Source organism: Burkholderia sp. ZZQ-2 (assembly GCF_050768715.1).
GTDB lineage: Bacteria > Pseudomonadota > Gammaproteobacteria > Burkholderiales > Burkholderiaceae > Burkholderia > Burkholderia cepacia.
Genome location: NZ_LDVA01000183.1, coordinates 1 through 23,938 on the forward strand (window position 1 = coordinate 1; position 23,938 = coordinate 23,938).

Below are 23,938 nucleotides of genomic sequence, written 5' to 3' on the forward strand. Positions count from 1 at the left end.
AAGGCCGAGGCCGCCGTCGTCGCGGCGGCGGACCTGCCGGCCGACGCGGCGGCGTCCGCGACCGAAAAGCGCGGGCTGCTGGCCATGGTGCGCTCGCTGATCGGCTCGCTGGTGTCGTTCATGGCGTCCGTCAACGGCGGCGCCGTGCCCGGATCGACCCTGCACGCCGACGCGTCCGGACGGCTGCCCAGCCCCTGGAGCGTCGCATGAGCGCCGCACGGCGCCGCCGCGCGCGCGGCTTCACGCTGATCGAGATGATGGTCGCGCTGACGCTGCTTGCGCTGCTCGCCACCGTCGCCTTGCCGCTGACCGATCTCGCCAGGCGCCGCGCCGACGAAACCGAGCTGCGCCGCGCGCTGGTCGTCATCCGGTCGGCGCTCGATGCCTACAAGGCGGCGGCCGGCGAAGGACGGATCGAGCACAGCGCCGACGCGAGCGGCTATCCGCCGGATCTGCGCACGCTGGTCGAGGGCGTCGAGGACAAGACGTCCCCGAACGGCACGCGGCTGTATTTCCTGCGCAAGATTCCCGCCGATCCGATGTGCGAATGCGACGGCAAGGCGCCCGACGAGATGTGGGAAACGCGCAGTTACGCGAGCGATCCGGCATCCTTTTCGTCGGGCGAGGACGTGTTCGACATCCGTTCCACCAACCGCAAGGAGGGCATCAATGGCGTCCCGTACAACCAATGGTAGACGTGCGCGTCGCACCGCCGGCTTCACGCTCGTCGAACTGCTCGTCGTCATGGCGATCATCGCAGCGCTGACCGCGTTCGTCGCGCCCGGCTATCTGAAGCAGGGCGACCGCGCGAAGGAAACCGTGCTGCGCCACAACCTGAATACGCTGCGCCAGTCGATCGACGATTATCGCGCCGACCACGGCCGCGACCCGGCCTCGCTCGAGGCGCTCGTCGAAAATCGCTACCTGCGTGAAGTGCCGCTCGACCCGGTGACGGGCAAGCGCAATTCGTGGCGCGCTCTGGCCGGCGACAGCGGCGGCGTGGCCGACATCAAGAGCGGTGCAAAGGGAAACGCGCTCGACGGAAGCAGCTATGAGACGTGGTAACCTGCGGCAACGCCCGCGCACCCAACGCGGCATCGCGTATCTCGGCGTGCTGATGCTCGTCGCGGCGCTCGGCCTCGGGATGACCGAGGCGACGCGCATCTGGAGCACCGTTCAGCAACGCGACCGCGAAGCCGAGCTGCTGTTCGTCGGCGACCAGTATCGCGCGGCGATCGAACGCTACTACGGCGCAGCGGGGCAAAACCGCTATCCCGAGTCGCTCGACGCGTTGCTGGAGGATCGGCGGACCTTGCCGACCCAGCGCCATTTGCGACGCCTGTATGCCGACCCGCTGACCGGGTCGACCCGATGGGGGCTCGTGAAGGCGCCGGACGGCGGCATCATGGGCGTGTTCAGCGAAGCGGCCGGCCGGCCGCTGAAACGCCAGGGGTTCCCGGTCCGCTACGAGTCGTTCGGCGACCGCGACACGTATGGCGAATGGATTTTCGTTTACCTGCCGCCGGCGCCCGGCGACGGTGCTGCAAACGCGGCCGGCACGTCGGCAACCGGAGCCGCACACTGAAAGCGGAAACAACATGATCGTTGCAATCCTGGAAGACATCGTGACGCAGGCGGGTGTCGTGGCCCGCTGGCTGGAGAAGGCCGGCTACGAAACCGAGGTCCGTCACGACGGCGAGAGCTTCGTCGAACTGGTGCGCTCGACGCGCGTCGACGTGCTGCTGCTCGACTGGGACGTACCCGGCATGTCGGGCATCGACGTGATGCGCTGGGCGCGCGATTCGTTCGCCGACGCGCTGCCGATCATCATGATGACGCAGCACGACGGCGAGGACGACATCGTGTTCGGCCTCAACAATGGCGCCGACGATTATCTCGTCAAGCCGCTGCGCGAACGCGAACTGATCGCGCGCGTGAGCGCCCAGGCGCGGAAGTACTATCCGGAAACGCAGCGGGCGAAGATCGTCGAGGTCGGGAAATTCGCGCTCGACACCGGTACGCACGTCGCCACCGTGGACGGCGCGCCCGTCGAACTGGCCCGGCGCGAGTTCGATCTCGCGCTGATGCTGTTCGAGAGTGTCGGCCGGATCGTGTCGAAGGACATGATGATCAAGCACGTATGGGGCGTCGTCGACCGGAAATACGACGCGACGCTGGCGACCTACGTGAGCAAGCTGCGCAGGAGTCTCGGGCTGCGGCCGAAGAACGGGCTCGTCATCACGACGATCTACAACTACGGGTATCGGCTCGAGCGGACCTGAGCCGTTCGCAGCCGAACGCGGCCCGCGCGGCCGCGACGGGCAGGCGCCGCGCGCGTTGAGAAATCCTTCATGAACTTTTACGTCGCGCGGCACGGTCAAGATAATTCTCATCTTTAAATCATGTCGATCAACCGATCGACACCCGATCAAGGATGTTGAATCATGTCTTCCGTTTCCCTGCCGCACGTGCGGCACCGATCACCGCAGGTCCGCCGATACGATCGGCTCTCCCGCGCGATGCACTGGATCTTCGCGGCCATCATTCTCTACACGATGGTTGCCGGCATCTCGCTTCACTTCATCACGCAACCGGCGATCTGGGGCTTCGTGTCGACGCTCAACATGTCGCTCGCGACCTGCCTGATCGCGCTGTTTCCGCTGCGGTATCTCTGGTCGTTCTTCCGCAAGGCGCCGCCGGATCTTCAGTCGATTCCGGAAAAGCAACGTGCGGTCGCGCACCTGGTGCATTCGCTGATCTATGCGCTCATCGCCGTGGTCCTCGTAAGCGGCTACCTGATGGTGCCCGAAGGGTACTGGCTGTTCTGGACGGTATTCGTGAAGACGCCGTTTTCGGCAGGGCCGGTGACGGAGCACTGGTTCGCCCTCCACAAGATCGCCTGCTACACGCTGGCGGCCCTGGTGGCGGCGCATGCCGGTGCCGCGCTCAAGCATCATTTCGTGTCGAAGAACGATGTGTTGAAGCGCATGCTGTGATCTCGCATTGTGTCGACATCCCTCCATCTCGCAGGGCGCGGCCCGCGAATCGAGCTGCCCTCACGGAAACGTGAACGTCAACTCGGCGGCGCCGCTACGGATGTATTGCGCGCGCAGCGGAATCGTCGCCATGTTGCCCAAGCGTTTCATCGGTTACTGCCCGGCACTCACCGGATCGCCACAGGCAATCCACTCGCCGGTCGATGCGTCGGTCATCACGAGGTTGAAGCCCTGCGCCACCGCGCGGGCTGCCGGCGCGGTCAACTACAACAGCGTCTTGTCCGCGTTCGGTTGTGCGGCCTTGTCGCGCAAGCCGGTGGTCGGCTTCGCGGAGGCCGCGCAATTGCCGAGCGAGATGCCGTTCGACAACACGTCGCCTTTGTCCGGAACGGTGACCGATCCGCCGATGCCGAGATTGCCTGCTCCCGTATGGCTGATCGGCAGCTTGCACGGATTCGGCGGCGTGGCGGTGGCCAGCACGTCGTCCGGATGAAATCACCGAATCCCCTGGAATAGAGGCGGTTTTAACGAAAAAGCCATCGTGTGAATGGGCGCTCGAGGTCCTGGCGTCGTCCCTCGACGCGGCGATCGCCGGCCCCCCTCCATGCAGCCCGACAGGAACGCAAAGGAAGGAAACCCCGCAGCCGCCCTATCGACGCAGCAGCGACAAGAACAAATTCATGCAAACCGCCGGTCCGGCATGCGATTGATCGGGAACGGCGAGTCACGTACAGTGTTCGCCTGTCTCCATTCCGGAACCGCCATGCCGATCGGATTTCAGAAGATGAACGCAAACGGCGACGACTTCGTCATCGTCGACCTGCGCGGTCAGGATCAGGAACACGTGCCGCGTATCGATCGCGACCTCGTGCGGCACATGGGCGACCGGCACCGCGGCATCGGCTTCAACCAGCTTGCCGTCGTGTCGGACTGCGACGACGCGGCGGCCCGCGTCGCGTTCTGGAACGCCGACGGCTCGCCGCTCGACACGTGCGGCAGCGCGACGCGCGGCGTCGCGCGGCAACTGATGCGGGAAACCGGCATGGCGTCGCTCGTGCTGCGGACCCGCCGCGGTTATCTCGTGTGTTCGCGGGAGACGAACGGCCTGATCACCGTCGAGATGGGCACGCCGCTCACCGGCTGGCGGGACGTGCCGGTCGCCGACGCACTCGACACCCTCGCGCTGCCGCTGCCCGGCGCGCCGGCCGCCTGCAACATGGGCAACCCGCATTGCACGTTCTTCGTCGACGATCTCCACACGATCGACGTCGCGGCGCTCGGCCCCGCCATCGAAACGCATCCGCTGTTTCCGCAGAAAACCAACGTGCATTTCGTTCAGGTCATCGATCGCACGCATGTTCGCCTGCGCATCTGGGAGCGCGGCGGCGGCGTGCCGCTCGGTTCGGGATCGTGTTCGTGCGGTGCGGTCGTCAACGGCATCCGGCGCGGGCTGCTCGACGATACGGTGCGGGTGACCTGCGACGGCGGCGACGTCACCGTTCGATGGGACGGCGCCGGCAGCGTGCTCCTGAGCGGGCCGGTTTCGTTCGGGTTCGACGGGGTGTGGGTGGACGAAGAGAAGCCGGCGATCTGATCGCCGGCATGTGCGGCATTCACGGCGTGTGGCGGCGCACCGCGCCGATTCGCGCGCGATGCGCAGCCGCATCGTCATCGATCGTCGGGGCAATTCGCCCGGAGCCATGATGCGAGGCCGAGCCCCCGCCGACTTGCGCCGACTCGCACGGCCATCGACGAACGGCGGTCGCCGGACCCGGCGCGGTGCGCGCCGGGCTGCGATACATCGAATCGACGATCAGTGCTTTTCGTCGACCTTCTTCGGCTTCGGCGGCGACGGCACCTTCGCGTACTGGAACGCCGGCGTCGCCTTCAGCGCTTCCTTCGTCGCGCCCGGCAGGTAGATGTTGCCCTTGCGCACGTCGAGCGACGCGATCGGCACCGCGACGTCGTGCGCGGCCACGCCGAGGAAGCCGCCGGCCGACACGATCGCCGCGGACACCGAGCCGTCCGGCGCGACGATCAGGTCGCGCACGGTGCCGACCTTCTGGTTGTCGTCGTTGTAGACGGCCTTGCCGAGCACGCTCTTCTTCACGCTCCAGCCTTCGAGCAGCGCCTGCGATTGCTCGACTGTGACGCTGATCGGCTGCGCACCCGCGATCTGCGCGTGCGCGCTGACGCTCGAGGCGAGGACGGTTGCTGCGATGAGGGTCTTGTAGAACTTCATGTGTATTGCACTCCGGTTCGGTTGTTGTTGATTCCGGGGGCGAAGCGAGGCAGGCGCAACGGCCGATCGGTGAGCACCCCGCGCTTCGTCGGTGGCGTGGCGGCCGGCCGCACCGCCACTGCGTGCGTGCATGACGGACCGGCATGGCCGGGCCGCAGCGTGCAACACGACGTTCATGGTAGCCGCATTCGACGGATCATGCGTTCGGGGTGCAACGTGGCAGGTGGGGCGATCCGGACCGAGATCAACGAACGCGCGGATATTCGATGCCGCGCGGCGGCGGCCTGTCGATCAAACCGTCCGGCTTTCCTCGATCAGCTTGCGGGATGCGAAAAGTTCGGCATCACTACGAATGCCGAGCTTGCGAAACGCCGATTGCTTCTGCGCGCTGATCGTCTTGGGGCTGCGGGAGAACTTCGACGCGATGTCGGATACGGACATGCCGGCGAGAAAGCAGCGCAGCACCTCGTGCTCGCGCGGGCTGAGGCGCAGCTCGGCAGACGATGCCGATTCGGGCGGCAGCGTGCCGTCGCCCGCCGCCTTCGTGTCGGCCATGCGCGGGTCGGGCGTCGCGCTCGATTCCATCCGGGCGGCCAGTTCGGCGCTGATGTACGAACGGCCGCCCGCGACGACACGGATGGCATGCGCAAGCTCGCCGAGATCCTCGCTCTTGCCGAAGAAGCCGAGCGCCCCCGCGCGCATCGTCATGTTGACGGTCGCCGGCGTATCGCTGCTCGATGTCATCAGGATCCGGCATTTCGGGAAGCGCGTATTGACGAGCTTGACGAGATTGAGGCCGTCGATCTCGCCGGGGCCGAGCGTATAGTCGAGCAGCACGACATCCGCGTGATTCGCTTCGAGCCAGCGAATCAGGTCGCGCGACTTCGCGAAACTCGCCGCCACTTCGATGCCGGTTTTCTCCGTCAGGTAACTGGCGATCCCGTGCTGGACGACGGCGTGGTCGTCCAGGATCACGACCCGGATCGGCTGGTGCTTTGGCCTCATTGCTAACCCTTTCTTTATTTCGGTACGACCGTAGCCGGCTGTGCGTTACTGCTTGTCGTCGCAAGCGGCCATCGATGTCATCGGTTATTGGAGTTAGCTTACCGGCTTTCCGGCTAATTTTTAACCCTGTCGGCTAAACGGGGCCGAGGCTTTTCGGCCTGGTCCCCCGCCGCAGGGCGGCGTTGCGCTTCCCTGGCGCGCGACCTATGATGGCGAGCCCGTTTTTCGGCGGCTCCCGGGTTCGTCGGGGCGACCGATGCGGACCCGGCCGCCGCGCGCCGCGATGGACGGGAACCACGACGCCGGAGCGGGCCGGCGCCGCCGCGGCCGCTCCGGTATCGCGGCCGGTTCGGTTGCAACCCGAACGATAACGCAAGCGAGGAAAGGACGTGAGCATGGTGAGTTTGAAGGGTTGCGCCGTCCTGATCGGCATGATGATCGGGTTGCTGCCGGTGCCCGGAGACGCGGCCGATGCGCCGCGGTTTACGGCGGAGGAAAAGGCCTGGATCGCCGCGCATCCGGTGGTGCGCACCCGCGTCGATTCGAGGTGGCGTCCGTTCGAATTTCGCGAAAACGGCAAGGTCGTCGGCGTGGTGCCGTCGTTTCTCGACGCCATCGCGCGGATCAGCGGGTTGCGCTTCGAGTATGTCGACGACGTCACTTGGCGCGACTCGATGGACGCATTGCGCTCCGGCCGGATCGACGTCGTTCCCGACGTGACCTGGCGCGGCGCGTCCGATGCACTTCAAATGCCTGGCCCCGGCACCGCCTCCGGTGCGACGGCGGGCGGCGGCGCCACATTGCTCCGCAGCGACCTCATCGTCAGCCGCCCCTATTTCGTCGGCACCGTTTTCGTCATTGCGTCCGAACGCCAGAACCTGTTCGTCGACTCCCGCAATCTCGCCGGCCGGCGTGTCGCGATCAAGGGCGGGGGCGCACTGGAAATCGCGATCCGCCACGGCGACATCCCCGTGACCCTGCTGACCTACGACGACGAACGCGACGCGCTCGAGGCCGTCTCCCACGGTGACGCGGACGTCGCCATCGGCCCCGACATGTCCATCCTGCCGCTGCTGCAGCGGCAATACCGCGACAAGCTGTTCGTAACGGGCGGCCTGCCGGACAGCCCGTATGCGCTCGCGATCGCCACGCGCCCCGACATGCCGGTGCTCGCCTCGATTCTCGACAAGTCGCTCGCGGCGATCCCGGCGCGCGACGCCGAGCACATCGCACGTCAATGGATCGAATCGGCCGACTATGGCAAGCCGTCGCTGCACTCGATCCTTTACTACCGGCGCTGGCAGGTCACCGCGGCCGGGGCCGGCCTGCTCGCGCTGGCCGCAATCGCATTCGTTTCCTGGCGCTCGCGCGTCGCGGCGGTGCGCAGCGAGCGCGACAAGGCAATGTTCTTCGCCTTCATCAGCCACGAGATCCGCACGCCGATGCATACGATCCTGTCGTCGCTGGAATTGCTGCAACGCTCGGCGCTGCCGCCGAAGCAGGCCGGTCGCGCGGACGCGGCGATGGCCGCATCGGAATCGCTGCTGACGCTGCTCGACGATATCCTCGAATACTCACGCCTCGAATCGCACAACGTGACGCTCGCGCCCGAGCCCACGCATGTCGAGCCCTGGGTGCGGCGCAGCGCCGACATGGTGCGCTGGCGAATCGACGAAAAGAAGCTGAGCCTGGCGCTCGAACTCGCGTGCCCGCCCGGGCTGTGCGTGCTGATCGACCCCGTGCGCACGCGGCAGATCGTGCTGAATCTGCTCGTCAATGCGATCAAGTTCACGTCGGCCGGTTCGGTTGCGCTGCGCGTCGACTATCTCGACGGCAAGCCGGACCATGCCGGCTCGCTCGTGATCGAGGTCCGCGATACCGGCATCGGCATTCCGCCCGAACGCCAGCGCCGCATCTTCGAGCCCTACCAGCGTGTCGAGCATACGGGTAACCGTCGCGTCGGCGGCAGCGGATTGGGACTGTCGATCTGTCGCGAACTGGTCGACCTGATGAAGGGCGTGATTACCGTCAGCAGCAGCCCCGACAAGGGCACCATCTTCACGGTGATCGTGCCGGCACGGCGCATCGCTCACATTCAGGCATCCGACACGACCGGGGCACAGAAGACGACGTCCGACCCGTCGCCGCCGGCGCACGGACTGGCGCCAGTCGAAGCCGACACGCGGCAGCCGGCCGGGAGCGGCCCGATGATTCTCGTCGTCGACGATCACGAAGCGGTTCAACATGCGATCGAACATCAACTCGACGCGCTCGCGTGCCGCTCGGCGGTTGCCTGCACCGGCGAGCAGGCCCTCGCGCAGTTCGAGCGCACGGCATTCGACATGGTGCTGCTCGATTGCGACCTGCCCGACATCGACGGCTATACGGTCGTGCGACGCATGCGCGACAGCGAACGCCTGCTAGAACGGGCGCGCACGCCCATCATCGCGATCTCGGCGTCGACCGGCGACGCGCATCGCGAGCGGTGCTTCGACAGCGGCATGGACGGCGTGCTGGGCAAGCCGCTGCGGCTCGATGCGCTGCGCCAGATGATCGACCTGTGGTGTCCGGCCGGCACGGCGAACGAAATCGCGCCACCGGCGCAGGACACGCGGTCGGCACAAGCCGATTTCCGGGCGATCTATCGGCAAAGCGTCGACGCGGATCTGGCGGTGCTCGGCGATGCGCTGTCAAATGACGATGTCGATCGCGCGCGTCATGCGTCGCACCGCATCAAGGGTGCCACGGCCGTTGCCGGCCATGCGGCGACGAGCGAACTGGCAGCCGAACTCGAGCGCCGGCTGCAGTTCGCATCCGGCCCCATGCCGCCAGGCATCCGGGCGCTCGGCGACGAACTGTTGCGCCTGCATCGCACCGACATGGCCGGATCGGACGCCCGCGGGCACGATTCGGGCAATGCCGAAACATAGATGGCCCGCGTGGCCGGAAACCCGGGCCCCGGCTGCCGGCGCGCGTCGCGGCCCTATGGCGCGGTCGACGCAACCGGTGCGCCATCCGCATCGGCCGGACACCACGTCGCGATCGCCTGCCGGAGCGTTTCGAGCCGCAGCGGCTTGCCCAGCACGCCGTCCATGCCGCTTTCCAGGCAACGCGCCTTGTGCGCATCGCCGGACTCCGCCGAAATCGCAATGATCGGAACATGCGTGGCCTTTCGCGCGGTTTCCTCCTGACGAATCATTCGCGCGAGTGCATAACCGTCGATGTCGGGCAGATTGCAATCGAGCAGCACCATGTCGATCCGGCCCTGCGCGAGATGCCGCAACGCATCGTCGCCCGCGCCGGCGACGATGCCGACACAGCCGAGCGCGTCGCATTGATCCTGCAGCGCGGCCCGCACGGCTTCGTGATCGTCGACGATCAGGACACGCGGTGCGCCGCGATGCACCGGCGCTGCCGCTGCGTCGGCCAGTGTCGGCGCCGCCGCGGCGGCCGGTGTCGACGGCACGCCGTCCACTGCCGTCGCCGGCAATTGCACCGTGAATACCGTTTCGACGTGCGGCGTGCTTTCGACCGCGATCGAGCCGTGCATCAACTCGACGAGTTCCCGGCAGATCGCGAGCCCGAGCCCGCTGCCGCCGATCCCCTGTTGCGGCGCACGATCGGCCTGCCAGTAGGTGTCGAAGACCCGCCCGAACCGTTCGGGCGCGATACCGATGCCGGTGTCGCGCACTTCGAGGTGCAACACGCCGTTGCGCCCGTGGCGGGCCGCCAGATAGCGGACGCGCAGCGTAACGGCGCCGGCCGCCGTGAAATTGATCGCATTGACGAGCAGATTCAGCGCAATCTGGCGCACGCGAACCGGATCGATCAGGACGTGCAACGACGGCGCCCCCGAAATCTCGAGCCTCAGCGCCAGCGCCTTTCGCTCCGCACGCCAGCGCACCATGTCGACGGTTTGATGAGCCCACGCCTCGAGCTCGGTCGTTTGCGGAGCCAGCGTCACCTTGCGCGATTCGAGGCGCGAATATTCGAGGATGTCGTCGAGCAGCGTCAGCAGCGTTTCGGACGCCGATGCGGCCGCCTCCACGCGGCCGGCCTGCAGCACGGGAAGCCGCGAGCGCTGCAGGAATTCGAGCGACGACAGGACCGTCTGCATCGGCGTGCGGATTTCGTGACTGACGAAAGCCAGGAACATCGCCTTGTCGCGCTTGCTGCGGATGGCCGCCGCACGGGATTTCCACATCAGGTAGGCGAGCACTGCGAACGTCAGCAACGTCAAGGCGATGGCCAGCACCACCGGCGCACGATAATGCACGATCGAGCGGATCGTCGGCTTGCCGTAGTCGCCCAGCTCGATCGAGTCCCGCGTGATCTCGGCCGTCTCGCTGACCGGAATGGCCGCGAGCGACTTGTCGATGATCGACGCGAGCACCGGCAGGTCGGCGCGCGAGAGCATCGCGAGCGACACCGGGCGGTCGGCCAGCATGCCGGACATGTAAAGCTGCCCGGTGAATTGCCGCCGCACGATCGGCAGGATCGTGACGTCGATACCGAGCGCGGCATCGGCTTCGCCGTTGGCGACCGCGCCAAGCGCCAGTTCCTCGGTGTCGAACGTGAGCACATGGAGCGGCACGCCACTGTGGCGGACGAAATACTCGACCGCGCCGTGCCCCTTGATCGCGATGCGCCGCCCCTTCAGCCGTTGCAGACCAAAGATCATCGCGGAATCGTTGCGCGTCACGACGGTAAGCCGGCCGACCAGGTAGGGCGCGCTGACCAGCGCACCGGCGCCGATGCGGTCCGGAACCAGCTCGCGCCAGACACCCGGCAGCAAATCGACCTTGCCTGACGCGAGCGCCTTGTACGCGTGTCCCCATTCGGTGCCCGGCACGGTCTGGAACGCGAGTCCGGTCATCTTCGAGATCGCGCTCAGATAGCCTGCGACAAGACCTGCGTGTCTGCCGTTGCGCATGTACTCGATCGGGTGCCAGTTCGCCTCGACCGCGATATGGACGACCGGGTGGTCGCCGATCCAGCGCAGCTCCTCTTCAGTAAAGATCGGCTTCCAGCAGGCGGTCGCGGCGCCCGTGCCGACCGAGAAGGTCAGCAGCATCGTCGTCAATACGTGGCGAAGCATGCGCCACACCGGGCGATGCGCGGAGAACCTTGCTTCCATGATCGATTCGTTTGGGGTAAAGGCGCTCGGCGCCGCTTCACGGGCGCCGAACGCGCTAGAGACTGGCTGACGACGGCGTAAACGTGATCGTCAGCTTGTTGGTGTACTTGCCCGGACGCTTCCAGGCCGACTGGAATTCCGGTGTCTCGAGTGTCAGTGGCGTCGGCGTGCAGACGACCGGCACCGAAATGCCCGGCAGCGATACCGAGCGACCGGCGCTGTTGTTCACGCCCTGGAGCCGCACCGTCTCGTTGTTCGGCAGCACGATGTTCTTGCCTGCGTACGTCAGGCTCACGTTGTAGTCGATACGCGATTCGTACGCGCCGCTCTTGTCCGATGCGAGCAGCACGGAATACTGGCCCTTGTCGCGACGGTCGACCGTCAAACCGTCGCTCGCCGACACGTCGAACCACGTGCTCTGCGAGTTGTAGCCGTCGTACAGGCACATATCGACGTTCGACGTGCCCGACATTCGGCTGCCGTTCGGCAGCTTGCGCAGCTTGAGGTCGACCGTGGGCGTCGCGCTCGTGAACTCCGGCAGATAAACCTGGATGTTGTTCTTGTCGGTGACGTCCAGCTTGATTGACGCCACGAAAGTGGCGATCTTCGGGTTGATTCCGCCGACGTCCCATTGCCTCAGGTTCAGCTTCAGGTTCGCCTTCCAGGTTCCGCCCGACGGGAGCTTCTTCAGCTCCGCGACGGGGATCTTGACGAAAATATTTCGCCCATCCCAGCCTATGGCTGGGCAATTTGCCACGGTAGCGGATTGCGCCATCTCGATTGGCGTTCGCCCGGCCGACAAGCCTTCCGATATGGCGTTGCCGTTGCAATCGTGGTGGCGACTGTATGCACTTTCTCCTTGAAGCTCCAGCACGGCCGTGGCGCCCGTCTTTTCCTCCTTGAACGTAAGCCGGATCGTGGTCGAACTGCCCGCCGCGATCCAGACCGGTTCTTTCGGACACGCACCTGTCGCCGTGGCGGTGTCCGATTCGCACGTCCACGAATTCCGCCCCCATCGCTTGAAATCCGTCGTGTCATAGCCGCCCGACGCGTAGTTGAATACCACGACGTCCCCCGTCGGCGCGCCACGATCCAGCGTGGCTTCCACAGTATCGTTGCGGTTGGCCGGCTGCTGGGAGGCCGCCGATGCATCGAACGCGATCGCGCTCGACGCGACCGCCAGGACGATTGCCCGACAGCGAATTCGACTGATCTGAATCATTTGAATGACTGCTTCCTTGTGTACTCGAAATCGCGGGTCGCGCCGCGCGGCATCCGTGCGTGCGCGTCATTGCGCCGCGTTGATTACGTCCAATGCCTGCGCCCGCATCGACATCACGTAGCGATGCTCCAGCAGCTTGCGCACGCGAGCCTGCTTGCGCAGCGACGCCGGCAGCGCATCGGGTCCGGCCACTTCGCAGCGCACCTTGCCCACCATCATCAGCACGTCCTGCTGCTGCTTCACGTGCAGCGGGCAACGCATCAGCGTCGGACCATCCACAACGAACAGCTCGTTTTCCTTATGATCAAGCTCGGCAATAAAGCCGCCTTCGTTGTCGATCAGCGGCATCGCGCCATTGAGGATCACACTGTCCGACAGCGGCATGCCGCCCTTCGAGAATGCCTGGCCGACATAGGTGTACGTCACCTTCGCTTCGACTTTGCGCAACGCGAGCTGCCCCGGCACCATGAACAGCGTGCGCTTGCCGAGCCCCTCGGTCACGCTCGTCGCGCCCGCGGACGCCTGCGCGCCCGCGTCGTTCACTTCGGTCGTCACGGGCGTGAATGCAGACACCGGCAGCAGCGCGCGCTGCCCGAACCCCACCTTGATCCGCGCGCTCGAATCGCTGCGCACCTCGGCCGCCATGCCGCTCGCATCGTCGCGCTTGCCGACCCGCACGGCGAACCCCGCGAGCGGATCCGACTGCGACGCGGATGCGCCGAGGAACACGCCCTGCCGCGCCACCGCGAACGACGACGAATAGCTCGCCGTCACCGATGGATTGTTGCCGCCGCTGTCGCGGCTGTAGCTGTTCGCGACCGACGCGGCGACGTCGCCGTAGCGCCCCTTCCAGCGGCCCTGGACCGTACCGGTCAGGCTCTCGGTGCCATAGCCCGACACGCCGATCGCGACTTCCCGGTAGGTGTCGCCCTGCCAGTTCCAGTTGCGGTCGAGCGTGTAGTTCGTCGTCGTGCTGTTGCGATCCGTTCGAACGTCGACGCCCGCCGACGTGTAAGCGGACGCGCGCCCGAGCTGCCTCGCGGGTTCGGCCATCGACAGCGTCACGCCGACGTAACCGCCATACTCGCTGCGGGCACCTGTGCTGCGATTCGCGTACGCGCCGACGCGCAGGTTCGTGCTGACCTTGCGCCATGTGAAGGATCGCGATAGCGATGCCTGAAGCGCACGCGACACCTGGTCGCCCTGGCGAAAGACGGGTGTCGCCCACGGACGATCCGGCGTGTCCGGCTGCCAGTCCTGCGACCGCCCGACGCTCTTGTTGTACGTGTAGCCAAGCATCGCCGACCAGTTTCCCATCGGAAACGACACGGTCGCGTTCAGCATGTCGTAGCAACCGATGTCGCGATACGACACGGCTGGGCCGTTGCACGCCGCGCCGCGCATCTGGTAGCGGTACACACTCCACGACACGCCGTCGGCGAACGAAATCTGCTGGGTGTTGCCGCGCGAGCCGTCGTTCCCGAAGAAGAACGAACCGCCGGCGGAGAGCACGCCCAGCGGAAATGCATGGCGCCACTCCAGCGCCGTCTCGTTGTACACGTGCCGGCCGACGCTCGCGACGCCGCTTGTCAGCGCCATTTCGCGCGACAGCGGAATCCGCACGCCGGCTGCCGCTGCCATGCCGTCCGGCGCGTCCCGGTCGGACGGGCGGCCGGCCTGCGCGAACCATTGTCGTGTGCGCGAATCGACACCGCCGCCCGTCTTCGTGAACGGCGTTGTCTGCGTGCGCACCTGCACGCCGTTCTCGAACACGCGCAGCGTCAGCGGATACGTGCCTTCCGGAAAGCGAGACGTATCGAGCGCATTGACGCCGGCCTTCATGTAAGACGTGCCCAGCAGCTCCTTCCCGCGGTACGCGTCGATACGCGAATCACGCGGCAACAGCAGCGTGACCGGCGTGCCCTGCTGCGCAACTTCCGGGTTCACGTAGGCCAGCGTCGTGCCGACACGCATGCCGTCGAGCGTGCCGACCGGCAGCATCGTGAACCCGAAGTTGCCGCCGAGCGCACTCGCGAGGTTGCGGTTGTCCATCCGGCCGGCCTGCGCGTAATGCTCGGTGCCGAGATCGTGGCGGTAGTAGAGATCCTGAAGCTGGACGTGGCTGTCCGATCCTCTCGAATAGCCCGTATGGGTGAAGTTCCAGTTCCCGCCGATGAAACTCTTCGGCGTGATGCCGAGCGCCCCCGTGCCCGACACGGACAGGCTCTCGTAGCCGCGCCCGCCCGACAGGTTGATCGTCTGCTGATGGATAAGCGCGTTTTCCGTCATCGGAGACGGCTCGCGAAACCGCTGGTCGCGCTCTTCGACGCTCACCCAGTCGCGCGACAGGAACAGCTCGATGTTGCCTTCGCTTTCGTCGTAGATCACGGCCGCGCTGTCGGTGTCGACATACCCGCAGCCGTTCACGCCCGCCGGCCCCGCGCAGGCGAGGTTGCCGTTGCGCGCCATCGACTTCGACAGCGCGTCGCCGATCGTCGACACGTCCGTCGCCGGGTTCAGCTGCGAGCCGAGCGCCTGCAACAGGCGGGCGGAATCCTCGAAACGCACCGCATCCGGCGTCACGAACACGCGGAACAAGCCGAGCGGCTTACCCAGAAAGTTGACGTTGATGCGCTCGTCCTGCCCCGTCACGATGTCCTCGAACCCAGGCGGCACAACCGAAGCGGCGTGTGCGACGGACACGATGTCCATCACACAGATAGCGCCCAGGCATGCGACAACGGTCTTCTTGAGGTCGAATGGAATCATGCGGGAATAAGGAAGATTTCCAAAGGAGTGCTACAAAAAACAGGGCGCGCCGTTCAGGCGCGCCCGTCGATACCGCGCAGGAGCTTAGCTACCCGATGCCGCGCTCTGCGTGACGATCACGCTGACGAGGCCTTGATAGCTGCCGGCAGCCGTGATGGCACCGGCCGTCTTCTGTCCGATCGACAGCGGCAGCACGTTCGAGCCCTGCGCCAGTTCGCCGGTAAAGATCTCCGACGCCTTCAGCGTCGTCGCCGTGGTGCTCAGCGCGGTGGTGCCCAGCTTGACCGCCAGCGGAATCTCCTTGGCGCCCGGGCTCGTCTGGTTCTTCAGCGCCGGCTCGGCCGCGAGGCGGATCTGCAGATCCTTCGCCTTGTCGTTCGTGAAGATCTTCGTGTTCACTTCAGCCGCCTGGAGACCCGAGCCCGGCAGATACTGCATCTGCATGGTCGTCGGCAGCGCCGAACCGTCCGCCGACAGCATCTCGAGCGTCGTGTCGACGTTGGCGGTGACGGTGATGTCCTTCTGCACGGCGTGAGCCGACATCGACATCAGGGCGGCGGCAGCGATCGGAACGTATTTCAGCATGGGTTAGTCCTTCTGGTTGGTTGAAACAATGGTATGACCCGACAGGGTCTCGTTATTCGCGCTCGGCGCGTTCATCGCGTCGACGGAATGCGTGCGCACAACCTTCTGCTGTACACCTGCCATTCCCCCCACTCGATATCGGATTCGCACATAAGGTGCGGAATGCAGCCCCTCCAGCCTGAAGTGCTGGCCCGGATAGACACTGCGGTCGAATTTCGTCCATTGGCACGAAGCATCGTCCTTCTCGGACCGGCACGCGCCGGCCTCGAGCAAACCGATCCGCACGTTGCCGGTATTGGCCAGCACGCCATGCGACACGTCGAAATCGGGCACCGGCGTTTTCGGCAGCACACGAATGAGCGGCGCCCAGACGAGGCTGAAGTCGACCTTGCCGGACACATCGCCGGTCGCCGCGGAATCGTCGTCGGACGGCGCCGCCACCGGCTGCAGGTAGACGCGATACAGCACCTCCTTCTTCGGCACGCCCAGCGGAATCACCCTCAGGAGCCGCGTGCCGCCGGCCGGCAACGCGAACCTGGCCGGCGAGATCACGATCGCGTCGTCACCGGAATTCATGCTGGCCTCCTCGCGCTCGTGATCCGTCGCCGGATCGATCACGCGCTTCGCGATCGCCTTCACGTACTGCGTCGCATCGGACTTCGAATAGATGCGCAGCTCCGCGGCCGACTCCTTGCCGCCCCCGATCGATGCCGCCATGGGATAGACCAGCATGTTTGCGCTGACGACCGATGAGGCAAGCGACATGGCAATTGCGACAAGCAACACCCGATACGGGTGGTATCTCTCGTTGAAAATAATTTGCATACCTTATCTACACGGAATCAATTTCGCGCTATTTCACGCATTAGCGAGCCATCACGCGTCGCTCGACGCAAATTCCAGGCGGCTTCCCAATGACTTGCGACATGCCTGACATGGCTCAGCCAGTCGTTTCCACCGCGGATACGGGCCGGCGTGACACCAGAGCCGCCGCGTCGTCGGCGACGAACGCGGCACGAGTCATGAAGCCCTTCGTCGACTTGGGATGGAAGCGGCAGCCCGATCTTTCCGGCGACCGCGAAATCTCCAGCGCGTTTGCGTATGAGGTGCCATGTCAAGCACCCCGGCTATCCCAACGCATTGCTTGATTAGGATTCTGACTAATCAGGGGGGCACGGAATATAGGATTCGTCCTAAATTTGATGCTTCTGCACCAATCGACAGGGCTAATTCGCCTATAAAGGCCTAACTACCCGCGATCCGCATAGTGAGATGGAACGTGATGGTCTGCAGGGCAAACTCGTTCGCGAGAAGTTTCCGAAGCGAGCCATATCCGAGCCGCCGAGCGCGGCTATCGGACAATCGAGGCGGGAAGACGCGCGGGCAGGATGCTCGTCGCGCGACGTGACGGCGAAAACGCGGGCGAGCGCGTATCTGGCGGAATGAAGCACTTGCCCGGCACCCATCTTCGTTGACGCACCACCTCGCCTATGACGACGGCGGGCGTCAACCCGCCGCCGTTATTTCACGCATTGCGCGAATACACTCGCCGATGTCGCACGGCCTCCGCCAGCACGTCGAGCACCGGCTCCGTCTGCGTCCAGCTCAGGCATGCATCCGTGATCGATACGCCGTACTTCAGCGGCACGCCCGGCTTCAGATCCTGCCGCCCTGCCTCGAGATGGCTCTCGACCATCACGCCGACGATCCGGTGCTCGCCCTGCGACAGTTGCCGCGCGAGATCCTGCGCGACGTCGATCTGGCGGTCGTGCGACTTGTTCGAGTTCGCGTGCGAGCAGTCGACCATCACCTGTTCGCGCAACCCGGCCTTGCGCAGCACCGCACAGCATGCGTCGACATGCGCGGCGTCGTAGTTCGGGCCGTTCTTGCCGCCGCGCAGGATCACATGCGCGTCGTCGTTGCCGCGCGTCTCGAAGATCGCGGCCATCCCCATCTTCGTCATCCCCATGAACGCATGGCTCGCGGCCGCCGCGACGATCGCGTCGGACGCGACCTGCACGCCGCCGTCGGTGCCGTTCTTGAACCCGATCGGGCAGCTCAGGCCCGACGCGAGCTGGCGGTGGCTCTGGCTCTCCGTCGTGCGCGCGCCGATCGCGCCCCATGCGATCAGGTCGGCGATGTACTGCGGGCTCAGCAGGTCGAGGAATTCGGTCGACGCCGGCAGGCCCAGTGCGTTGATGTCGAGCAGCAATTGCCGCGCGGCACGCAGCCCTTCGTTGATGCGGAAGCTGCCGTCGAGGCGCGGGTCGTTGATGTAGCCCTTCCAGCCGACCGTCGTGCGCGGCTTCTCGAAGTAGACGCGCATCGTGATCAGCAGGTCGTCCTTCAGCGCATCGGCGGCGGCCTTCAGCCGGCGTGCGTAGTCGAGCGCCTGGTCGTGATCGTGGATCGAGCACGGGCCGACGACGAGCAGCAGCCGGTCGTCGCGGCCGTGCAGGATGTCGCCGATCGCACGGCGCGTACCCTCGACGAGCGTCTGCGTGGCGGCCGGCACCGGCAGCTCGTCCAGCAGCAGCGCGGGCGAAATCAGCGGGCGCACGGCGCCAATGCGGACGTCGTCGATGCGCGTGGTGTCCTGCGTCGCGTCGGCGCTGCCTACCTCGCGATCGTGGGAAGGATTGTCGAGGTTCTGCATGGTGATTCTCCGGGGGACGTCTGTAATGATGAGCAGGCTCGATTATGGCACCCGGGCGGGGCGGCGAAGGGTTCCGGCGGGAGGGCCGGGCGCGGCAAAGGCCGCGTTGACGCGACCAGGGTCAATTCCGGAATGAAAAAAGGCGACCCGTGAAGGGTCGCCCGGCCATGCGCCGCGCCGCGCCGCGCCGCGCCGCGTCGCGTCGCGCGGTGCGGTGCGGTGCGGTGCGGCTAGTGCAGCGTTTCTGGCGCCAGCGAATTGCTCGGCAGCAGCGACGTCAGCCAGCAATTGCTCGGCGCGGCTTTCCCGTTGAAACGGTCGTAGAGCCACGGCAGCATGCCGGCCACCCACGGCACGATCGCCCCGGCATGCTCGAGCGGATACTCGTTGTACGTGACCGGCGTGCCGCTGGCGCAGAACTTCTGCGCGAGGGCGCGCACGTCGTACGCGAGCATCACGCCGTCGCCCACCTGGCTGCTGAAGGTGCCGTCCAGCGCGCCCGCGGTGCCCTGGCCGATGAACATCGGGATCGTCGGCGATGCGGCCAGCCCGGCATTCACCTTGTTGGCATACGTCACGTACGCGGGAATGCTGTTGATGTCATTCGCGTATTGCGGCTTGAACAGCGTGCCCCAGCGCAGCCCCGTGTATTTCGGCAGGATGTACGCGAGCGACTGGCTCTGGATGTCGTTGAACACGGCGACGCCGGTATCGCTGAGATAGGGCGTCAGGTCGAAGCCGTAGCCGCGCGACAGCCCGGCCAGCGCGGCCGCGGCCACGCCGCCCCACACGATGCTGCCGTCGACATAGCGCAGGTTGTGCGCGGGGTCGACCAGCACACCGCCTTCCGCCGCGCCGACGAGCTGCCGGTTGATCTCGGGCGCATAGCTCGGCGCGAGCTGCGCGGCCCAGTTCGTCGCGATCGCGCCGCCGGAATAGCCGATCATCGCGACCTTGCTCGACGGACTCAGGCCGGTCGACGGCGTATTGAGCGCCGCGCGGATCGAATCGAGCGTCGTCATCCCGTATTCGGGGCCGGCGGCGAAGTCGGCCGTCTGGCCTTCCGTATCGGGCACGATGACGTTGTAGCCGAGCAGCAGCAGCGTCGACAGCGGAATCGATTCCGCGCTGTAGAGCAGCGTGCCGACGTTGATGATCTTCGTGACGTCCCGATCGCCGGCGATCACCTGCGACGGCTCGTCGTACGGGTTCAGCGAATCGTAAGCCGACTGGTACGAGATGGCCCGGCCGTTGCTGACCTGGCTCCGGATCACCGACGTCACGTTCACGACCGGCTGGTTCAGCGCGTTATTGGTGCGATACAGCAACTGCTGCGCGGTCAGCGCAGTCGGAATGCCGGCCACGTGATAGGTGACGTTGCGCGTCTTGAGCACCGTGCCCGGTGGAATCGATGCCAGCGGCGTGGTGCCGGTGTAGGTATAGAACGGATCGGACACGGCCGGTGCGCCGGCGCTGGCCGGCGATGCGGCGACCGCCAGCGCGGCGGATACGGCTGCCGCGGCCAGCATGAAACGTCTGGAGGACATGGTTGGGGCCCCTGGGATAACCTGCTTTCATCGAAGGAAGTTCGGCGGTGTTGCAGACCATCGTGTGCGCCGCGTCAAAACCGTTTCCGTGCCATCGACTGTCTCCTGTGAAAGAATGATCCGGCCTGTTCCGAGTTCGTAGTTTTAGTAGGAGTGCAAACCGGATTAATTGAAGCACATCGAGAACGCGCTCGACGGGCGTTTTCCATTGTTTGAAGGTAAACGTCTAAACCCGCCGCCGCACGATGCGGAGCGCGCCGGCCATTCGGCCGACTGTCCGCGTTTCGCGGAAGTACCGTACGATCACGGCTGTCGGGTACCGAAGCGGCCGCGTCGTGCGATGCCGGCCGCACGGCGCACCGCCTGCCTGTGACCGATCGTTTCCTGCCCAACCGACACGCCACGATGACCGTCTCCGAACTGCTCCGCGCCATTCGCCAACCGTATGCCGACCTGCTCGCGAAAGCGGCCGCACAACCGGCCGTGATCGCCGAACCGGCCTACCGGCGTGCCGACGGCACGCTCGCCACCGAAGGGCCGCTCGCGCTGCCGTGCCGGGCCGACATCATCGCGACCGAAGGTGAATCGGCCGGCCAGCCGGCGATGGTCGATTCCGCCACGCAGCTGGATTTCGAGCCGTTCGCGTTCGATCTCGACACGGCGGCCGTGTCGATCCGCCCGTTCGTGTGGGACTGGGCCGCGATCGAGGCCGACGGTCTCGACGAAAGCGCGGCGGCCGACGCGTTCAAGGCATGGTTCTTCGCGTGGTTCGATGCCGACGACGAGAACACGCCGGCCGAAGACGGCCTGCACGGGATCGTTCACTACCTGTCGGAGCCGGTTCGCGCGGAACAGGGGTGGCGCGTCAATGCGGATCTCGGCTCCGCGCCCGAAACGGCCGTGGAGGATCTGCTGTTCCGGCTCGTCGATGCGGGCGCTTCGCGGATCAGCATCGGTTGACTGGCCGCTCCGTTTCCCTTACGCCATCATGAAAAAAATCTTCGCAACCGTGCTGCTTTGCGTGTCGCTTCCGGCACTCGCCAAGGTATCCACCGACGTGTTCTGCTTCAGGTCGGACGGCGACAAGCCCGTGCGCTTCGAGATGCGCACCTACTATGACGATGCGGTCAAATGGTCGGGCGGCATGGTCCGGTACGCGCAATCGAAAACGGCCCTGCCGCTGGTGATCGAACATGAGGAGGATGAAGTGCTCGACGAAAGCCGTCCGCACCAGTACACGACGACCTGGGTCGAAATGGTCGGCGGCAAGGTCAACGGGCGCTACGAAATGATGACCCAGGGCGCGATGGTCTATTCGATGACCTACACCAACGCACGCACCGGCAAGCAGACCGCGTTCGGCCGCGCGCTGGATGTCGACGCGTCCGAACAGACCGGGTGCCGCTGGTGATGCGCCCGCTGATCCGGATCGCGTGGGTGCTGGTCGCGCTGCACGCAGGCTTCGCGCATGCCGCGCCGCGCACGGTCTACGAGGGCACGCTGCAAGGCACCGGCACCGTCGTGATGGAACTCGACGATCGCCCGGCCGCGGACGGCTCGATCTCCGGCCGCTACTTCTATGCGCAGCACGGCGTCGACATTCCGCTGCACGGCACGCCCGCGCAACTGGTCGAACCGCTCGTGCGAACGCAGTTGCCCGACGATGCGCGCGACGCGTCGGGATTCCGCGAGCAAGCCGATTTCGATCATGCCGCGGCCACCTGGCAAGGCACGCGGGACAAGGCCGGCTATCGCGGCCGCTGGACCGATGCGCGCTCCGGCAAGACGCGCAGCTTCACGCTGCGGCGCGTCGCTGAATACGATCCCGACGCGGTTGCGCCCGGGTCCGTCGAAGCGATCACCAACAGCATCGCCGGCGGCGTCGGCAGCGGTATCGCAAGCGGCGTGGCCATCGACATGCGGCAGGCGCCTTATGCCACGCTGAAGCTTGCCGGGCACGCGCAGCCGGCCGGCCCCGAGATCGGAGACGGCACCGTCGCGTACCGAATGTGGCGCGACCCGCGCACGAAGCTCATGTATCCGCGTCTGAGCCGCCATCCCGATCCAGCGGTCATGGCACGGGTCAACCGCCTGCTCGAACAGCAGCACTGGCAGATGAATCTCGCCGCGCTCGAATGTGCGTCGACCCGCTATTCCGACGACGGGCCGTCCGCCGGTTCGCTCGGCGGCTACGACGACGAACAGGTGACGGTCACGTGGCTGTCACCTGCGGCACTCGGCATCGTGGAATCGGGCAGCACGTACTGCGGCGGCGCTCATCCGAACAATCACTACGATCCGGTCACGTTCGACCTGCTGCGTGGCGCGTATCTCGACTGGAATCGCGTGATCGACGCCGCTACGACGAGCAAGGACGGCGCCCCGGCAACGAGCCCCGCGCTGGTGAGTTTCATTACGCAGTTGCGCGACAAGGCAACACACGGTCTGCAAGTGACAGACGGCAAAGACGTCTCGCTGTCGTGCGCGGATGTGTTCCCCGAGTATCTGGCGTTCGAACTCGACGCACCCGGCAAGCTCTCGTTCGTCGTATCCGGAATCGGGCACGCGATGGGCGCCTGTCTCGGTCCGCAACTCGATGTGCCGTTCGCGGCGCTCGCGCCGATCCTGAGGCCGGGCGGCGCGCGTTATCTCGTACCGGGCGTCAAGCTGAAGTAACGCGGCGGCGCGGGCGTTATCCGCGTCGCACCCCGGCCCCACCGCGTGGCGACGGGGCCGGGCGACGCGCATGCATCGCCGTCATTTACGTCAGGACGCGTCGCCTTGCGCGTCGACGTCGATGCCGAGCTCGCCGGCCATTCGCAGAACCAGCGCATTCAGCCGCGCCACTTCATCCGCGAGGCGCTTCTGTTCGGCCTTCAGCGCTTCGAATTCCGAAGGCGGCACGGAATCCGCCCCGCCGGCATCCGCACCCGCGAAGTCGGCCACGTTCACTTCGCCGCACATCAGGTGCATCCAGCGGTTCTCGCGCGCGCCCGGCGCACGCGGCAACCGGACGACGAGCGGCTGCGCGCGCGCCGCGAGTTCGTCGAGGAACGCCTCGACCGACGAGATATCCGCGAAACCGTGCAGGCGCGCGCTGTTCAGGCGCAACTCTGCGGCCGTCTGCGGGCCGCGCAGCAGCAGGATCGTCAGCAGCGCGATCGCCTGGCTCGGGATGCCGAGCACGCGGTTCACGTTGTGCTCGAAACGCGGCACGCGGCTGCTGCTGCCTTCCATCACGAGGCTCAGGTGCTTCAGCCCGTCGAGCGCGGTCGTGACTTCGTCCTCGCTGACGTTCATCACCGGCGAGCGCGCGGTTTTCTGGTTGCAGCCCGCGGTCAGCGCATTCAGCGACAGCGGATAGGTGTCCGGCACCGTGTGCTGTTTCTCGACGAGCACACCGAGAATGCGGGCCTCGAGGGGCGTGAGTTCGCGAAGGGCGCGTGGCGTGGGCGTATCCGGCGTGGTGGTCATGAGTGGCGTCGCAGCGTGCAGCAGGTGAAGGGAAACAGTCGCGGCCCGTCCGGCATCGCGCACGGGCGAGCCATATGATAGCTCGCGTCGCACGGCCCGGCGCCACTCGCCAGCCGCCGCGCGCACTTGCCGCAGCCGGCTTTCGTCCGGCCTGCCTGCCGGCCGGTGCCGCGCGGCGACGGATGCGCACCGTGCCGGCGATTCCGCCGCCTCGCACGCGGCGGCGTTTGCGCGACACGCATGCCGGCGCTACGATATGCGTCACCCCGACGTCCGCGGCGCGACGCGAGCGCTCTCGCACGCAT

General features: G+C 66.1%; 22 protein-coding genes. 12 read left to right on the top strand and 10 right to left on the bottom strand.

Going from position 1 to position 23,938, the window contains the following annotated elements; translation table 11 throughout:
* The 8 genes from ABY44_RS11960 to dapF form a co-directional block, all read left to right on the top strand.
* Positions 1-210: hypothetical protein (locus ABY44_RS11960; protein ID WP_431641230.1), on the top strand; the 210-nt coding region annotated here is incomplete at its 5' end.
* The gene (locus ABY44_RS11965) at positions 207-695 is read left to right on the top strand and encodes a type II secretion system protein (protein WP_060174044.1); all 489 of its coding nucleotides are present in this window, start codon (positions 207-209) and stop codon (positions 693-695) included. The genes ABY44_RS11960 and ABY44_RS11965, both read left to right, overlap by 4 nt.
* Positions 670-1,065, top strand: a complete 396-nt coding sequence (locus ABY44_RS11970) for a type II secretion system protein (protein WP_047902183.1) — start codon at positions 670-672, stop codon at positions 1,063-1,065. Before ABY44_RS11965 ends, ABY44_RS11970 begins: the two co-directional genes overlap by 26 nt.
* Positions 1,052-1,585 (top strand): type II secretion system protein, encoded by a 534-nt coding sequence (locus ABY44_RS11975; RefSeq protein ID WP_027790287.1) that lies wholly within the window; start codon positions 1,052-1,054, stop codon positions 1,583-1,585. Before ABY44_RS11970 ends, ABY44_RS11975 begins: the two co-directional genes overlap by 14 nt.
* Positions 1,586-1,598: 13 nt before the next feature.
* Positions 1,599-2,282 (top strand): response regulator transcription factor, encoded by a 684-nt coding sequence (locus ABY44_RS11980; protein ID WP_027790286.1) that lies wholly within the window; start codon positions 1,599-1,601, stop codon positions 2,280-2,282.
* A gap of 162 nt (positions 2,283-2,444) precedes the next feature.
* Positions 2,445-2,996, top strand: a complete 552-nt coding sequence (locus tag ABY44_RS11985) for a cytochrome b (RefSeq protein ID WP_053059963.1) — start codon at positions 2,445-2,447, stop codon at positions 2,994-2,996.
* A gap of 70 nt (positions 2,997-3,066) precedes the next feature.
* Positions 3,067-3,489 carry a hypothetical protein gene (locus ABY44_RS11990; RefSeq protein WP_155637978.1) on the top strand — a complete coding sequence of 141 codons (423 nt, stop codon included), beginning with the start codon at positions 3,067-3,069 and terminating at the stop codon, positions 3,487-3,489.
* Between the two features lie 270 nt (positions 3,490-3,759).
* Positions 3,760-4,590 (top strand): diaminopimelate epimerase, encoded by an 831-nt coding sequence (dapF, locus tag ABY44_RS11995; RefSeq protein ID WP_060174046.1) that lies wholly within the window; start codon positions 3,760-3,762, stop codon positions 4,588-4,590.
* Between the two features lie 219 nt (positions 4,591-4,809).
* On the opposite strand, the gene ABY44_RS12000 is transcribed toward dapF, so the two are convergent.
* Together ABY44_RS12000 and cblR are read right to left on the bottom strand one after the other, a co-directional pair.
* Positions 4,810-5,238: a PRC-barrel domain-containing protein gene (locus ABY44_RS12000; RefSeq protein WP_059693130.1), complete on the bottom strand. Its 429-nt coding sequence runs from the start codon at positions 5,236-5,238 to the stop codon at positions 4,810-4,812.
* 291 nt (positions 5,239-5,529) lie between these two features.
* Positions 5,530-6,243, bottom strand: a complete 714-nt coding sequence (gene cblR, locus ABY44_RS12005) for a cable pilus system response regulator transcription factor CblR (protein ID WP_059693132.1) — start codon at positions 6,241-6,243, stop codon at positions 5,530-5,532.
* 395 nt (positions 6,244-6,638) lie between these two features.
* Here cblR and ABY44_RS12010 point away from each other — a divergent pair, with 395 nt between their 5' ends.
* Entirely contained in the window at positions 6,639-9,173 is a 2,535-nt protein-coding gene (locus ABY44_RS12010; protein ID WP_060174048.1) for an ATP-binding protein, read from the top strand.
* A gap of 53 nt (positions 9,174-9,226) precedes the next feature.
* On the opposite strand, the gene ABY44_RS12015 is transcribed toward ABY44_RS12010, so the two are convergent.
* The 7 genes from ABY44_RS12015 to ABY44_RS12045 all read right to left on the bottom strand — a co-directional run bounded on the left by ABY44_RS12015 (position 9,227) and on the right by ABY44_RS12045 (position 20,159).
* Positions 9,227-11,380 carry an ATP-binding protein gene (locus tag ABY44_RS12015; RefSeq protein ID WP_060174049.1) on the bottom strand — a complete coding sequence of 718 codons (2,154 nt, stop codon included), beginning with the start codon at positions 11,378-11,380 and terminating at the stop codon, positions 9,227-9,229.
* A gap of 55 nt (positions 11,381-11,435) precedes the next feature.
* Positions 11,436-12,602 carry a CfaE/CblD family pilus tip adhesin gene (locus ABY44_RS12020; RefSeq protein WP_060174050.1) on the bottom strand — a complete coding sequence of 389 codons (1,167 nt, stop codon included), beginning with the start codon at positions 12,600-12,602 and terminating at the stop codon, positions 11,436-11,438.
* A gap of 66 nt (positions 12,603-12,668) precedes the next feature.
* Complete coding sequence (gene cblC, locus ABY44_RS12025; RefSeq protein WP_059693139.1) at positions 12,669-15,371, bottom strand: cable pilus usher protein CblC; 2,703 nt, start codon at positions 15,369-15,371, stop codon at positions 12,669-12,671.
* Positions 15,372-15,455: 84 nt separating this feature from the next.
* Complete coding sequence (cblA, locus tag ABY44_RS12030) at positions 15,456-15,956, bottom strand: cable pilus major pilin CblA (RefSeq protein WP_060174051.1); 501 nt, start codon at positions 15,954-15,956, stop codon at positions 15,456-15,458.
* Positions 15,957-15,959: 3 nt separating this feature from the next.
* Positions 15,960-16,781 carry a cable pilus chaperone CblB gene (cblB, locus tag ABY44_RS12035; protein WP_060174052.1) on the bottom strand — a complete coding sequence of 274 codons (822 nt, stop codon included), beginning with the start codon at positions 16,779-16,781 and terminating at the stop codon, positions 15,960-15,962.
* Between the two features lie 700 nt (positions 16,782-17,481).
* Positions 17,482-18,612, bottom strand: a complete 1,131-nt coding sequence (locus ABY44_RS12040; RefSeq protein ID WP_060174053.1) for a 3-deoxy-7-phosphoheptulonate synthase — start codon at positions 18,610-18,612, stop codon at positions 17,482-17,484.
* 230 nt (positions 18,613-18,842) lie between these two features.
* Positions 18,843-20,159 carry a lipase family protein gene (locus ABY44_RS12045; RefSeq protein WP_059693147.1) on the bottom strand — a complete coding sequence of 439 codons (1,317 nt, stop codon included), beginning with the start codon at positions 20,157-20,159 and terminating at the stop codon, positions 18,843-18,845.
* A 405-nt stretch (positions 20,160-20,564) separates the two neighbouring features.
* Here ABY44_RS12045 and ABY44_RS12050 point away from each other — a divergent pair, with 405 nt between their 5' ends.
* Genes ABY44_RS12050 through ABY44_RS12060 form a run of 3 tightly spaced genes read left to right on the top strand, consistent with a single transcriptional unit; the run spans position 20,565 to position 22,835 of the window.
* Positions 20,565-21,119 (top strand): hypothetical protein, encoded by a 555-nt coding sequence (locus ABY44_RS12050; RefSeq protein ID WP_059693149.1) that lies wholly within the window; start codon positions 20,565-20,567, stop codon positions 21,117-21,119.
* A 28-nt stretch (positions 21,120-21,147) separates the two neighbouring features.
* Positions 21,148-21,570 carry a hypothetical protein gene (locus tag ABY44_RS12055; RefSeq protein WP_060083866.1) on the top strand — a complete coding sequence of 141 codons (423 nt, stop codon included), beginning with the start codon at positions 21,148-21,150 and terminating at the stop codon, positions 21,568-21,570.
* Positions 21,570-22,835, top strand: a complete 1,266-nt coding sequence (locus ABY44_RS12060) for a hypothetical protein (protein WP_060174118.1) — start codon at positions 21,570-21,572, stop codon at positions 22,833-22,835. Before ABY44_RS12055 ends, ABY44_RS12060 begins: the two co-directional genes overlap by 1 nt.
* 90 nt (positions 22,836-22,925) lie before the next feature.
* Here ABY44_RS12060 and ABY44_RS12065 read toward each other — a convergent pair whose 3' ends face one another.
* Positions 22,926-23,633 carry a YceH family protein gene (locus ABY44_RS12065; protein ID WP_027790275.1) on the bottom strand — a complete coding sequence of 236 codons (708 nt, stop codon included), beginning with the start codon at positions 23,631-23,633 and terminating at the stop codon, positions 22,926-22,928.
* Between the last annotated feature and the right edge of the window lie 305 nt (positions 23,634-23,938).

Excerpts from the sequence above, each read along its gene's own strand:
- ABY44_RS12045 (WP_059693147.1), bottom strand. The coding sequence starts at position 20,159 with ATGTCCTCCAGACGTTTCATGCTGGCCGCGGCAGCCGTATCCGCCGCG.
- cblB (WP_060174052.1), bottom strand. The coding sequence starts at position 16,781 with ATGCAAATTATTTTCAACGAGAGATACCACCCGTATCGGGTGTTGCTT.
- ABY44_RS12000 (WP_059693130.1), bottom strand. The coding sequence starts at position 5,238 with ATGAAGTTCTACAAGACCCTCATCGCAGCAACCGTCCTCGCCTCGAGC.
- cblA (WP_060174051.1), bottom strand. The coding sequence starts at position 15,956 with ATGCTGAAATACGTTCCGATCGCTGCCGCCGCCCTGATGTCGATGTCG.
- cblR (WP_059693132.1), bottom strand. The coding sequence starts at position 6,243 with ATGAGGCCAAAGCACCAGCCGATCCGGGTCGTGATCCTGGACGACCAC.
- dapF (WP_060174046.1), top strand. The coding sequence starts at position 3,760 with ATGCCGATCGGATTTCAGAAGATGAACGCAAACGGCGACGACTTCGTC.
- ABY44_RS12010 (WP_060174048.1), top strand. The coding sequence starts at position 6,639 with ATGGTGAGTTTGAAGGGTTGCGCCGTCCTGATCGGCATGATGATCGGG.
- ABY44_RS11970 (WP_047902183.1), top strand. The coding sequence starts at position 670 with ATGGCGTCCCGTACAACCAATGGTAGACGTGCGCGTCGCACCGCCGGC.
- ABY44_RS11985 (WP_053059963.1), top strand. The coding sequence starts at position 2,445 with ATGTCTTCCGTTTCCCTGCCGCACGTGCGGCACCGATCACCGCAGGTC.
- ABY44_RS11965 (WP_060174044.1), top strand. The coding sequence starts at position 207 with ATGAGCGCCGCACGGCGCCGCCGCGCGCGCGGCTTCACGCTGATCGAG.
- ABY44_RS12020 (WP_060174050.1), bottom strand. The coding sequence starts at position 12,602 with ATGATTCAGATCAGTCGAATTCGCTGTCGGGCAATCGTCCTGGCGGTC.
- ABY44_RS12060 (WP_060174118.1), top strand. The coding sequence starts at position 21,570 with ATGCGCCCGCTGATCCGGATCGCGTGGGTGCTGGTCGCGCTGCACGCA.
- cblC (WP_059693139.1), bottom strand. The coding sequence starts at position 15,371 with ATGATTCCATTCGACCTCAAGAAGACCGTTGTCGCATGCCTGGGCGCT.
- ABY44_RS12055 (WP_060083866.1), top strand. The coding sequence starts at position 21,148 with ATGAAAAAAATCTTCGCAACCGTGCTGCTTTGCGTGTCGCTTCCGGCA.
- ABY44_RS11980 (WP_027790286.1), top strand. The coding sequence starts at position 1,599 with ATGATCGTTGCAATCCTGGAAGACATCGTGACGCAGGCGGGTGTCGTG.
- ABY44_RS12040 (WP_060174053.1), bottom strand. The coding sequence starts at position 18,612 with ATGCAGAACCTCGACAATCCTTCCCACGATCGCGAGGTAGGCAGCGCC.
- ABY44_RS12065 (WP_027790275.1), bottom strand. The coding sequence starts at position 23,633 with ATGACCACCACGCCGGATACGCCCACGCCACGCGCCCTTCGCGAACTC.
- ABY44_RS12015 (WP_060174049.1), bottom strand. The coding sequence starts at position 11,380 with ATGGAAGCAAGGTTCTCCGCGCATCGCCCGGTGTGGCGCATGCTTCGC.
- ABY44_RS12050 (WP_059693149.1), top strand. The coding sequence starts at position 20,565 with ATGACCGTCTCCGAACTGCTCCGCGCCATTCGCCAACCGTATGCCGAC.
- ABY44_RS11975 (WP_027790287.1), top strand. The coding sequence starts at position 1,052 with ATGAGACGTGGTAACCTGCGGCAACGCCCGCGCACCCAACGCGGCATC.